9 protein-coding genes are annotated in these 12655 nt (G+C 49.8%); 6 read left to right on the top strand and 3 right to left on the bottom strand.

What is annotated here, in order from left to right; translation table 11 throughout:
- Position 1 precedes the first annotated feature (1 nt).
- Positions 2 to 3319 carry a VCBS repeat-containing protein gene (locus FPE01S_RS20915; RefSeq protein ID WP_046371028.1) on the top strand — a complete coding sequence of 1106 codons (3318 nt, stop codon included), beginning with the start codon at positions 2 to 4 and terminating at the stop codon, positions 3317 to 3319.
- Here the strand turns inward: FPE01S_RS20915 and FPE01S_RS20910 are convergent.
- A complete protein-coding gene (locus FPE01S_RS20910; RefSeq protein WP_046371027.1) occupies positions 3294 to 4247 on the bottom strand; it encodes a hypothetical protein in 954 nt (317 codons plus the stop codon). The genes FPE01S_RS20915 and FPE01S_RS20910 overlap by 26 nt on opposite strands.
- Before the next feature lie 36 nt (positions 4248 to 4283).
- A complete protein-coding gene (locus tag FPE01S_RS20905) occupies positions 4284 to 5225 on the bottom strand; it encodes a GyrI-like domain-containing protein (RefSeq protein ID WP_157474118.1) in 942 nt (313 codons plus the stop codon).
- 86 nt (positions 5226 to 5311) lie between these two features.
- Here FPE01S_RS20905 and FPE01S_RS20900 point away from each other — a divergent pair, with 86 nt between their 5' ends.
- From FPE01S_RS20900 to FPE01S_RS20885, 4 genes are all read left to right on the top strand, one after another.
- Positions 5312 to 7357 (top strand): kojibiose hydrolase, encoded by a 2046-nt coding sequence (locus FPE01S_RS20900; RefSeq protein WP_046371025.1) that lies wholly within the window; start codon positions 5312 to 5314, stop codon positions 7355 to 7357.
- A 16-nt stretch (positions 7358 to 7373) separates the two neighbouring features.
- Positions 7374 to 8954, top strand: coding sequence for an alpha,alpha-trehalase TreF (gene treF / locus FPE01S_RS20895; protein ID WP_046371024.1), 1581 nt, complete (start codon positions 7374 to 7376; stop codon positions 8952 to 8954).
- A 12-nt stretch (positions 8955 to 8966) separates the two neighbouring features.
- A complete protein-coding gene (locus tag FPE01S_RS20890) occupies positions 8967 to 9674 on the top strand; it encodes a peptidoglycan DD-metalloendopeptidase family protein (protein ID WP_046371023.1) in 708 nt (235 codons plus the stop codon).
- 146 nt (positions 9675 to 9820) lie between these two features.
- Positions 9821 to 11035 carry an OmpA family protein gene (locus tag FPE01S_RS20885; protein WP_046371284.1) on the top strand — a complete coding sequence of 405 codons (1215 nt, stop codon included), beginning with the start codon at positions 9821 to 9823 and terminating at the stop codon, positions 11033 to 11035.
- 70 nt (positions 11036 to 11105) lie between these two features.
- Here FPE01S_RS20885 and FPE01S_RS20880 read toward each other — a convergent pair whose 3' ends face one another.
- Entirely contained in the window at positions 11106 to 11534 is a 429-nt protein-coding gene (locus FPE01S_RS20880; RefSeq protein WP_169749201.1) for a MarR family winged helix-turn-helix transcriptional regulator, read from the bottom strand.
- A 72-nt stretch (positions 11535 to 11606) separates the two neighbouring features.
- On the opposite strand from FPE01S_RS20880, the gene ruvB reads away from it, so the two are divergent.
- A complete protein-coding gene (gene ruvB / locus FPE01S_RS20875) occupies positions 11607 to 12641 on the top strand; it encodes a Holliday junction branch migration DNA helicase RuvB (protein ID WP_046371022.1) in 1035 nt (344 codons plus the stop codon).
- Positions 12642 to 12655: the final 14 nt, after the last annotated feature.

Below are 12655 nucleotides of genomic sequence, written 5' to 3'. Positions count from 1 at the left end.
TATGAAAAAAGTATTGGTAGTGCTGTTTTCGGGATTCCTGGCAGCATGCTCAGCGCCTGAGGAAAAGGCGGCATTTGACCTGGTGCCGGCAAAAAAAACCGGAATAGCGTTCAGTAACGTGCTTACGCCTTCTCCGGAACTGAACCTTTTTAAATACATGTATTTCTACAATGGTGCAGGAGTAGGGGCAGGTGATTTTAATAATGACGGAAAGATTGACCTTTTTTTTGCAGCCAACCAGCAATCCAACAGGCTTTATCTCAATGAAGGCGATCTGCATTTCACGGACGTGTCCGCCGAAGCCGGTATTCCCGATGATCACGCATGGTCGACCGGCGTGTCAGTGGTGGATATCAATAATGACGGCCTTCTCGATATCTATGTTTGCCGGGTCGGGCAATATGAACATCTGATCAGCAAAAACCAGCTGCTGCTCTGCACTGGCATTAAAAACGGTATCCCGGCTTACCGCGAAGCTGCCGCGGAATGGGGACTTGATTTTTCGGGATTTTCAACACAGGCTGCTTTCCTGGATTTCGATAAAGACGGGGATCTCGATATGTTCCTGCTGAACCATAGCGTACATCACAATGGCACTTTCGGTGAACGTAAATTATTTACAGGTACTTACCATCCGTTGTCAGGTGACCGGTTTTTCCGTAATGAAGGGAACCGCTATACTGACATCACCCGGGCCTGTGGCATCAACAGCAGCGCAATCGGGTACGGGCTCGGAATTGTTGTTTCAGACATCAATCTCGATGGCTATCCGGACATCTATATCGGAAATGATTTTCACGAGAACGATTACCTGTATATCAACCAGCGTGATGGTACTTTCAGGGATGAACTGAACGATCACATCATGCACACGTCCCAGTTCTCGATGGGGGTTGATGCTGCTGATATCAATAATGATGCCTTGCCTGATATCATCAGCATGGACATGTTGCCGGATGATCCCTATATCCTGAAACGGTCGCTGGGAGAGGATGAGTATAACCTGTTCTATTCGAAGATCGGCTATGGCTACAATTATCAGTATACCCGAAATAACCTGCAGTTAAACCGCGGAAATGGTATGTTCAGTGAAGTGGGTGTGTTCAGTGGCATTCATGCTACAGACTGGTCATGGGCTGCTTTGTGGATGGACTTTGACAACGACGGGTGGAAGGACCTTTTCGTTTCCAACGGCATACCCAAACGCATGAATGACATGGATTTTGTGAATTACATTTCGAATGACGAAGTGCAGGCGCAGGTCAGGGCCGGCAACCTGGATGAACGGAATGTAGCCCTGTCACAAACCTTTCCGGAGATCAGGCTGAATAACAGGTTTTTCCGTAACCGCGGTGACCTGAAGTTCGAAGATCTGGCAGGGCATATTGCGGGAGACAAACCTGGGTTCAGTAACGGGGCGATATATGCTGACCTTGACAATGACGGGGATCTCGATATTGTAACCAATAATATCAATGACCCGGTGATGATCTATCGAAATCAGAGCAGGGAAACTGACAGCAGCCGGTACCTCAGCATTCAGTTGCAGGGGCCGGCCGGGAATATTCATGCACTGGGGGCTACTGTAGTATGTTTTGAAAAGGAAGGGCAGATCAGGACTTATGAGAAGTACCCGGTTCACGGATTCCAGTCCAGCATGGAGATCCCGCTGCATATCGGAATGGGCAGGTTCCTGCCGGATTCCATAAAACTCATCTGGCCTGATGGCACCAGTCAGCCTGTTGATTATGACAGTGCACGGCCTGTAATGAAAATAGCTTACCAATCAGGTTTGCCTGTATTTGACCGGACATCGATCCTGCCTGGTGCCGGAGACTTGCCGGTTATGCATGACATCACTTCCGGATCTGGATTAAAGTACCAGCACAAGGAAGATGATTTCGGTGAGTTCGACAGGGAACAATTGCTGCCGCACAAGCTTTCCACAGAAGGACCGGCATTGGCCATCGGTGATATCAATGGTGATCACCTCGATGATATTTTTGTTGGCGGTGCAAAGGATAGCAGATCCGCTGTTTTTTTACAACAGGCCAGCGGAAAATTCACACGAACGAACCAGCCGGTACTGGATGCTGACAGCATCTTCGAAGATGTGGCTGCTTCATGGGGTGACGTTAACAAAGACGGCTTCCCTGACCTGGTTGTGGCCAGCGGTGGTAATGAGTATTACGGAAGTTCCATCCGGCAGTGTTCGCGGATCTATGTTAATAACGGCACAGGAAAATTTGTGAGGTATCCCAGCATCCTGGATTCAATCAAATTGACAGCATCAGCCGTCAGCCTTGCAGATATCAACGGTGACGGTTATGCGGATATTTTTCTCGGTGGCCGTTGCATGGTTTACAACTACGGAAAGGTTCCCGATTCTTACCTGTTCATCAGCGACGGCAAAGGTGGTTACCGCGAAATGACGGCAAGCCTCGCCCCGGGTCTGTCACAGGCAGGATTTGTTAAAGACGGACATTGGGTGGATCTGGACAAAGACGGAGACATGGACCTTTTGCTGGCGCTGGAATGGGGCCCGGTAACCTTGTTCGAAAATAATGGGGGAAGATTAAGCAAAAAGATAATTTACCCTGCCCGTGGCTGGTGGAATTCGGTGCAGGAAGCAGATGTGGATGGTGATGGCGACCTGGACCTGATTGCAGGAAATGCGGGCCATAACTTCAGGTTAAATCCTACGCCGCAACAGCCCGTCAGGCTTTACGTGAACGACTTTGATGGTAATGGCAAAAAGGACCAGATCCTTACGTATTACATTCACGGGCTTGAACGGCCTTTCGCCAACAAGGGAGAACTGGAACGGCAGATGCCCCTCCTGAAAAAGAAATTCCTGTATGCGGCTGATTTTGCCAGGGCAGATATGACGGCCCTTTTCGGATTGCAAAAACTTCAGGAGGCAGACACGCTGGCCGCAGATGAATTTACTTCAGTTATCCTCATCAATGACGGTCACCTGAATTATACTGCGGTTCCGTTGCCGTGGCAGGCTCAGCTGTCGCCAATCTATCCGGCTGTTCCTTTCGACTACAATAATGATGGAAGGGTTGATTGGTTGTGTTTCGGTAATTATTATGACAATAACATCCAGATGGGAAGGAATGACGGCGACTTCGGCGATCTGTTGATAGGCAGGGGAGACGGAACTTTTGGTTACCATAATCTGCCTGGCCTCGTCATCAGGGGACAGGTGCGGCGATCAGGCATAATCAGGTTGGCAAAAGGCGGATCAGCCCTGTTGCTGGCTAAAAACAACGACAGCCTGCAGCTCGTCAGTCTACCGGGAAATATACGGTAAAGTCGATCAGATCACCGTCAGCAAAATCAATCTGTTCACCTGTGTATTTGGCATAGGGGATGGCCATTATGGTCAGCCGGTGGTCATCAGCGTAGCTTTTCAATTTGTCGAAAGCGGCTGGCAGGTCGCGGTAGCCTCCTTTGAAAGGAGCCTCCAGTAGCTTTTTACCGAACGGCATTTGTCGGTATTGAATGATATTGCCGGGAGCGAGATAGATATAGGTATGAATCGGCAATCCCGCGGATACCTGGGTGCTATCTGTTCCGACCTGTTTGATATTGATGATGGGCGATCCCGCAATTTCAAGATGATTTTTGTTTGCAAAATCTGTAAGCTGCCTGCAGAGCGTTGAAGCCGTTTGTCCCAATCCGGTCTGGCCGATGGTCCTTTTTGTATACAGGTAAGCAGAATCCTTTACAAGCTCATGTTTGATGTCAAGTCCATAAAGCCTCCTGTTATTCCCTGTATAGGTTTCCAGGGCGGAAAGATTCGCAATGGCTGTTTCCAACAGCTCGTTTCTACCGCTGATTGCACCCCATATATTCCTTTTCACCGTCAGGGTAATACGTGACATGTCCATATAACCTGAATCGGGGTTTACCTGGAAATTCAGCATTGCGGTTTGAGATTTGTTACTGAAGGACAGTGCCACATAAAATGAGTTTGCACCAGCGATCTTCAGGCTGTAGTCGCCCGATGTGAGTTCCCACTGACCGGATGCCTTTCCGGAACCGGAACCGGGATTGGACTGGGTGAATGGTGTGAACCACTTTTGCACGTTTTCAACTGCTGCCAGCTGTGCAACAGTGCGTTCGATCGGCAGGGGTATACGGGCCGTATATTGTTTTTTGACCGGAATAAATAAAGTGAGGAGAACGGCTGCAATCAATGCAGCTGAAACAGTGATTAAAATTTTCTTGGAACGCATGCAAAAGTTAAATGATATGTTTCTGTTGCTTAGTGCTTAATTCTCGGTGAAAGGCAGGCAGAGCATCAGGCTGACGGTGTCTGAGGAGTCAAAACCAAATCCGGGACTGCTGTACAATTCAAGGGGTAAGCCGGAATTGATAATGGCGTGGTCCCTTTTATAATTTTCAAGCGCTTTGTAGGCACCGGTAACATCCTGGTAAGGTCCCCTGTACTCAATTTCAAGTTGCTTTTCACCAAAAGGCAAGAACTTCTTGTTTAGTCCGTCGCCAGGTTCCGGTTCGAAAAGGCTTTTAACACCAATGCTGGCCGTAATCTGAACGCTGTCGTGCTCGAGGTATTGGCGGTGAAAATAACGGTTTCCGTTATACCGCAACGATTTTAATTGTGTGAACCTGATCAGTGAGTCAAACAGTTTTCCCGACCTTAAATATTCGTCGGTAACGGGCACTGCGGTGGTCAGGGAAATAAGTATACTGTCTTTTACGCGGCCTTCCCTTATCGCGTATCCATAAAACAGCCGGGTGTCATTGACATAGCGACTAAGGTTTCCCATGCTTTTGATCACTTCTACATCAATGGGGTCACGGTCGATCAGTCTTTTCCAAAGGGTGGTGGTAATAGTCAGTGTAACATTGCAACGCCGTGTGTCCCTCCTGTCTCTGGTAACCAGAAAATCATATTGCTTTTCCTTGCCATCCCGGGTGAAAGCCAATGTTGCACTTTCAGGTTTTGCCGTCATCAGTACAACGCTGTCAGTCTTGTACCGGATACCAGGCCGGCCAGCTTTGAAAGCCTTAACGCTACCTGAGTCCTGATCGGCATATGGCAGAATCCATTTCATCATGCGGTGAGGGTCCTGAAGTTGTTCAATGGTGCGTGTCATCGTGAACGGAACGGATGCCCGTGTAATGAAGTCAAGGGGCAGACTTACTGATAAAAGTACCAGCATGCTCAGCAAACCGAGGAATAAGATCAATAAAAACTTTCGCCCTTTTAACATAATTCCTCTTTACAAATTAATCAGTTGGTAAATTTAACTATCAACCGGTTAAAATAGCTGCCATGGCCCGATATATTCGATCAATATTTTCCGTTCCCGTCTTCCTGTTTTTACCTTTTCTTCTCTATTCCCAGCAACCGGATCCGTGGCTGATCAAAGCCGATTCCATTCAGCCATCGGGGTATTTTGGTATTACGGTTGCCAACGGCATGATCGGGATCGTTTCTGCACCCGAACCATTCAGGGTGAAGGATGTGGTGCTGGCAGGTGCATATGATCAGTATGGCAGGGGCAGGGTAAGTAATTTCCTGCGCTCATTTAACCTGTTGAACATGCAGCTGGATGTTGACGGCGTACGTATTTCAGCGGATAAAGTAAAGAACCTGCGCCAGTCATTGAACATGCAGGAGGGGGCGTTTACCACCACCTTTGATGTGGGAGAAAAAGCCACTGTTTCTTATACCTATTACGCATTGCGGCAGTTGCCGTTTACGGTATTGATGGACGTTTCTGTTCAGGCCCGCCAGGATTGCAGGATCAGCGTGGCAAGTGTAATGGAAGCGCCGGATGCGCTGCGCGACGTGCAGAATTATTATAATGAAATCGACCGGCCGCATGCAGTATTGAGCCTGTTGACCAGCACCGGGAAAAGTCCAACCGGAAAACTCCTGCTATGTGCCAGCAACAGTTTCCTGTTCCGGGAACCGCATGGGCAGGAACCCCGGGTGATTCATGAAATGTGGGACAACAATATGCACCTCATGAAATTTGCGAAGCAGGTTAAGGCAAACGATTCCTACCAGTTCGCCATTGCGGGTTCTTCTATCACTTCTGCCCATCATGATGACCCGCTGAATGAAGCGGAAAGGCTGACCATATTCGCCCGCCTGGAAGGGAAGGACCGCCTCCTGCGGCTGCATCGTGAGGCATGGAAAAATTTATGGACAAGTGATATCAGGATCGAAGGCGATCCCCAGGCGCAGCAGGATATTCACTCGATGATGTATCACCTGTATTCCTTCACCCGGGAAGGGACGGCATATTCGCCTTCGCCGATGGGATTGAGCGGGCTCGGATACAATGGGCATGTTTTCTGGGATACGGAACTCTGGATGTATCCGGCCATCCTGGTATTGCATCCGGAAATCGCCCGAAGTATGGTAGAGTACCGTTTCCAGCGACTGGCAGCGGCGCGCCGGAATGCATTTTCCAAAGGCTACAAGGGAGCCATGTTTCCCTGGGAAAGCGCTGACACCGGCGTGGAAGAAACGCCGGTATGGGCATTGAGCGGGCCTTTCGAGCACCATATCACGGCATGTGTGGCCATTGCCGCCTGGAATTATTATGCCGTAACACAAGATAAAACCTGGCTTCGCGAAAAGGGCTGGCCAATCCTGTCCGCCACGGCAGATTTCTGGGCGAGCCGGGTAGAAAGGAATGGTCCGGGAAACTATGCCATCAATAATGTGGTGGCGGCAGATGAATGGGCTGAGAATGTTGACAACAACGCCTTCACTAATGCAGCAGCAAAAGCAAATCTTCAGTTTGCCACTGACGCAGCAAAAATACTTGGGCTGTCCCCCGATCCCGACTGGATGGTGGTAGCCAGGAATATTCCGATTCTCAAATTCCCTGATGGAACTACCCGCGAACATGCCAGTTACCAGGGGGAGGGCATTAAACAGGCCGATGTTAACCTGCTGGCTTACCCTTTAAAAGAAATTAAGGATGTTGCGGCTATTAAACGTGACCTTGCCTATTATGAACAGAGAGTACCCGATGCAGGCACTCCCGCTATGACCCAGGCGGTTTTCACCACCCTTTACGCCCGACTCGGCGACCGCGACAAGGCGCTCCATTGGTTCCGGGAGTCATATGAACCCAACCTTAATCCCCCATTCCGGGTTGTGGCGGAAACCAAAGGCGGCACCAACCCTTATTTTGCCACCGGGGCTGGTGGCGTTCTGCAAAGTGTGCTGATGGGATTCGGAGGCCTGGATATTACTCCTGCCGGCATCACCCAGTTGAAAACTGTGCTGCCTGCCGGCTGGAAAAAACTGACGCTGACCGGCATTGGTCCGGATAAAAAGACTTATACTGTACAATAAGCTCCAAACATCATATATGAAACAGATCTTGCTCACCTTGGGTTGTTGTGTATCGTTTTGTCTGACACATGCACAGACCATTCCGCCAACTCCTGACCAGGTGTATGGACAACTGTTTACGGATGTTCAGATGAGTAAGATCTTTCCTGACGGAAAAACCTTTGTGGACTGTATACCCAAACGGGATCCTGTAGAAATTGTACGGGATTATCTTGCCATAAAAAAGAATCCTGCGATCCGCCTTTCACTGCAATTGTTTGTGGAAGAGAATTTTGACATTCCGAAGAGCCCGACGGAGTCGTACGTTACGCCGCCGGATGAAGACATCACCACCCACATCACGAAACTCTGGAAGGTATTGCGCCGCGAGCCTGATCAACAGGTAAAAGGTTCTTCTCTGCTGCCGCTTCCCAATCCGTATATCGTTCCCGGCGGAAGATTCCGTGAGATTTATTACTGGGATTCCTATTTCACGATGCTTGGTCTGAAAGTATCCGGTGAACATGAACTCATGGAGAGCATGGTAAAGAATTTCGCTTACCTTATCAATACCTACGGGCACATCCCCAATGGCAACCGCACGTATTACCTCAGCCGGTCGCAGCCGCCATTCTTTGCCATGATGGTTGAATTGCTGGCATCGGTTAAAGGCGATCAGGTACTGGTGGATTACTTGCCTGCGATGGAAAAGGAGTATGCCTATTTTATGGATGGAGAGGCAGAAGTTAAACCGGGAAGTGCGCTTAAATATGTAGTGAAACTAAAGGATGGCACTGTGCTGAACCGCAACTGGGATGAAAGCACAGTACCCAGGCAGGAAAGCTATCGCGAAGATGTGGAAACCGCACAACGTTCCAACCGGAATAAAGTCGTCATGTACCAGCATCTGCGGGCCGGAGCCACCAGCGGCATCGACTTCAGCAGCCGTTGGTTTACTGATCATCAGAACATCATTACAATCGAAACCACAGACATTGTTCCTGTTGACCTGAACAGCCTGTTGTACAACCTGGAATCCGTTATTGCAAGATCACGTGCTATGGTGAAAGATGATTCCACGGCAACGTTATTCCGTGAAAAAGCTGAAAAGCGCCGTCAGGCCATTGACAAATATTGCTGGAACAGTACACTGAAATTTTATACCGACTACCAGTTCCGAAAGGGAAAAATGACCAACGCCATCACCATTGCCGGCCTGTATCCTTTTTGTTTCTTTCCTGACCGTCAGGGTTATCTCAGTTTACAGGGGAGTCAGGCAGCGGTGATCGTACGCGAAAAATTATTGCAGCCCGGGGGATTGCAGACTTCGGAATACAATACCGGCGAACAATGGGATGCTCCGAACGGATGGGCGCCGCTTGAATGGATGGCAGTAAGCGGGCTCGCAAGAGCCGGTCAGATAGCACTGGCAAGGGATATCGCCACCAGGTGGACAAAGCTGAATGAAAAAGTATTTAAAGAGACCGGTAAAATGATGGAGAAATACAATGTGGCTGATCTGAATAAAGCCGCGGGTGGTGGTGAATATGCGTCACAGGATGGCTTTGGCTGGAGCAATGGCGTTTACCTCGCACTGACGCAATGGCTCCGGCAATAACTATATTTGATCATGCCCTCGAGATTATTAACACTACTGCTCCGATATCAGTCCACTTTTCATCCGGTTATTGAATTTGATGCAGACAATGACCGCCTGGTTAAACTTGACCTCTCTCCTGAGGGGTTGCAATTACCGGATGGGATTATCGATGATACCACGGCATTCACCAGCTTTATAGAAAACTATCGCGCGGAACAAGGAGCGCGCTACCTCGTCGGCGGATATGGTGAGTACAGGCCTTTTTACCAGCGTAGCAGGATCTTTCAACCCGTACCGGGAGAAGAGCCACGCAGGCTGCACCTGGGGACAGATATCTGGGGCGCTGCAGGATCACCGGTATTTGCATTTATGGGCGGGATGGTACACGCAGTAGCCAATCACCCTGCCATGGGCGATTATGGTGCCATGATGATCATAGATCATCAACTGGAAGGCAGCAATTTTTTTACCCTATACGGCCACCTGTCACATGCCGACCTGAGCAGATTTGCTGTAGGGCAGTATGTGAACCGAGGTCAGGAAATAGCGCAGTTCGGCTCACCCGCGGAAAATGGCCATTGGCCTCCCCACCTTCATTTCCAGGTGATTGATGAAATGGGGTCGTGGCGGAATGATTATCCGGGTGTTTGCCGGCTGTCTGAGAAAGAACAGTGGCTCAACAATTGTCCCGATCCGGAAATGATCCTCCGGTTAAACCGTTTCCTGAGCATCGGATAAGCCCCCCTGTTACCAGTATATTATTTTCCCTGCCGGACTCGATTGATGATATTTTTCAATAATTTGTGTGACCTCCCAGGCTCCGATTGGTAATGCTCCCGCCCCGTAGGAAACATACATCATTCAACAATCAAAATCGGATTGCTATGGCATTCAACATTCTTGATGCAGTAAAAGGTTATCTCACACCGGATATGATCGGCAAGGCCGCTTCCTATCTGGGCGAATCTGACTCCTCGCTTGCGAAAGCCGCCAGTGGCATGGTTCCCGCAGCATTGGCCGGCATTGTTCAGAAGGCAGAAACTGGTGGTGCCAATACCATCTTTGATCTTGCCAAAAAGGCGTTCAGTGGTGGAATCCTGGATAACCTGGGCAACACATTCAGCCATTCCGGTGGCGGTATACCTGACTATGCACCGGGAATGCTTTCCGGGATCTTTGGCGACAAGGTGGGGCATATTGCCAATACGGTAGCGCAATGGGCTGGAATCAAAGGCTCTTCGGCAGCATCCCTGCTGGGTTCTGTTGCACCGCTGATACTGGGGCTGCTGGGTAAAAACGCCTCAGACAACGGCCTTTCCGCTTCCGGATTGCTTTCATCACTCACCAGCCAGAAAAACAGCATTTTGAGTGCCCTCCCGGCCGGACTGGGGCTCTCCGGGCTGTTCGGAGGAACATCCGAACCGGCACGTACGGCAACGATGCACCAGCACCACGAGCCTCCCAAAAAATCTGGCTCCTGGCTGATGCCGCTTTTACTGGGTATCGCAGCGGTGGCCTTGCTGCTCTATCTCGTGAAGGGATGTGGCGGAGGACACAAGGAGACGGAACATGCCACCGAACCAGTAGTTGCGGATACGGCAAAGGCAGTAGTAGAAGAACCGGTTAAACCCGCTGCTTCAGGATTAAAACTGAAGCTCGCAGACGGTACTGAAATAGATGTTCACCAGGGCGGATTTGAGTATGGCCTGGTAACCTGTCTGAATGACGCAGCTTGTGAAGCAGGAAAGGATAAATGGTTTGATTTTGATGATGTTAATTTTGATGTGAACAGCGCCAAACTAACAGAAAGCAGTATGCGACAAATCAACAATATCGCTACGATACTGAAAGCTTATCCTAAAGCCAAAATCAAAATAGGGGGTTACACCGACAAAACCGGTAATGAGGCTGCCAATAAGAAGCTGAGCCAGGAAAGAGCCGATGCTGTACTGGCTGCCATTAAAGCAACAGGAGCTAATGCTGCGCAGTTGCTGGGAGCAGAAGGGTATGGCTCTGAATTCGCCAAAGTTGCGGCCACTGCATCGGAAGATGAACGCAGGCCTGACCGCCGCATGTCTGTGCAGCTTAGAGAGAAATAGCATACACCATATGCATAAAAAGCAAAAAGCCGGAGATAGTCCGGCTTTTGCTATTCAATACAGTATTCTGTCAGTAAGGTAGTTTGTCCGTCACCTGGTTGATCTGGCGGATCAGGTGGTCTGCCGATGTGCGGTCCACCAGGCCGTCGAGCTTTTCATGAAACTGGCTGATGCAAAGTTCCAGTTCAGGGTAAAGTGCTTTACCCTCCGCAGTAGGATGAATCCTGGTAACCTTGCCATCTGTTGTACGGGTAACCAGTTTTTTTTCTTCGAGTTTTTCAACAAGCCTTGTAACAGTGCTGGGGCTCAGCTGCAATTGTCCGGCAACGGATCCGGGCTGAATACCGGGTTGATCCAGTACCATCATCAGGAGATAACCGTGGCTGGGGGAAAGAGATACCTTCCTCCAGGTTTCCATGGCCAGTTTTTCAATCTTCCTGGCCAGTGCACCGCTGGCAAAATACATACAACGGCTGTACCGGCTTTCAGAGCATTTCATAGCCTGCAAAGATAACCCTTTCTTCATTTGTATATGCAAATGAAATTATTGTTTTAATATTGGCCCTGAACAATGAGCAACCCCCATTTACAATCTGATCCGGCACATCTGAGCGCTGTGGAGAAAGAGCTGGAAAATAACCTCCGGCCGAAGGAGATCAATGAATTTGCCGGTCAGCCGCAGATCATTGAGAACCTGCGCATTTTTATCAAAGCAGCGAAGATCCGTGGTGAGGCGCTGGATCATGTGTTGTTCCATGGTCCCCCCGGCCTGGGAAAAACAACCCTGTCCCGCATTGTAGCCCATGAGATGGGGGTTCAGATCAAAGAGACTTCGGGGCCGGTAATTGAAAAACCAGGCGACCTCGCAGGCCTCCTCACCAACCTGCAGCCGAATGACGTCCTTTTTATTGATGAGATCCATCGGCTGAGTACGGTAGTGGAAGAATACCTCTATGCTGCCATGGAAGACTACCGGATTGATATCATGATCGACAGTGGTCCCAACGCCCGGAGTATTCAGATTGCCCTGAATCCCTTTACCCTGATCGGCGCTACTACCCGGAGCGGCCTGCTGACAGCACCGCTGCTGTCGAGATTTGCCATTAAATCGCGCCTCGAATACTATTCCGCCCAAACGCTTGAAGGCATTCTGAAAAGGTCAGCCAAACTGCTGCAGGCGCCCCTGCTTCCGGAAGCGGCAGCTGAGATTGCCCGCCGGAGCCGCGGAACGCCGCGGATTGCCAACGGCCTGCTGAGAAGGGTGCGCGATTTCGCGATGGTGTTAAATGACGGTACGCTTGACCTGGGCATCACGCAACATGCCCTGAAAGCACTGAATGTAGACGAGCACGGATTGGACGAAATGGATAACCGGATCCTGGCCACGATCATCGAAAAATTCAAAGGCGGACCCGTAGGACTCACCACTATTGCGACAGCTGTGGGTGAGGAGCCGGGTACCCTCGAGGAAGTGTATGAGCCTTTCCTGATCCAGGAAGGATTTATCCAACGTACGCCCCGGGGAAGGGAAGTAACGGCCAAAGCTTATGAGCACCTCGGTAAAAAACCAAAAGCCGGGAATCACCCCGGCCTGTTTGATTTCTGATATTATTTAACTGG

The sequence above is a fragment of the Flavihumibacter petaseus NBRC 106054 genome (assembly GCF_000974785.1).
Taxonomy (GTDB): Bacteria; Bacteroidota; Bacteroidia; order Chitinophagales; family Chitinophagaceae; genus Flavihumibacter; species Flavihumibacter petaseus.
This window is presented reverse-complemented; position numbering and strand designations above follow the sequence as displayed.

Bases quoted from the DNA above. Each gene is read 5' to 3' on its own strand.
- treF (WP_046371024.1), top strand. From the start codon at position 7,374: ATGAAACAGATCTTGCTCACCTTGGGTTGTTGTGTATCGTTTTGTCTG.
- FPE01S_RS20915 (WP_046371028.1), top strand. From the start codon at position 2: ATGAAAAAAGTATTGGTAGTGCTGTTTTCGGGATTCCTGGCAGCATGC.
- FPE01S_RS20890 (WP_046371023.1), top strand. From the start codon at position 8,967: ATGCCCTCGAGATTATTAACACTACTGCTCCGATATCAGTCCACTTTT.
- FPE01S_RS20880 (WP_169749201.1), bottom strand. From the start codon at position 11,534: ATGAAATGCTCTGAAAGCCGGTACAGCCGTTGTATGTATTTTGCCAGC.
- ruvB (WP_046371022.1), top strand. From the start codon at position 11,607: ATGAGCAACCCCCATTTACAATCTGATCCGGCACATCTGAGCGCTGTG.
- FPE01S_RS20910 (WP_046371027.1), bottom strand. From the start codon at position 4,247: ATGCGTTCCAAGAAAATTTTAATCACTGTTTCAGCTGCATTGATTGCA.
- FPE01S_RS20885 (WP_046371284.1), top strand. From the start codon at position 9,821: ATGGCATTCAACATTCTTGATGCAGTAAAAGGTTATCTCACACCGGAT.
- FPE01S_RS20900 (WP_046371025.1), top strand. From the start codon at position 5,312: ATGGCCCGATATATTCGATCAATATTTTCCGTTCCCGTCTTCCTGTTT.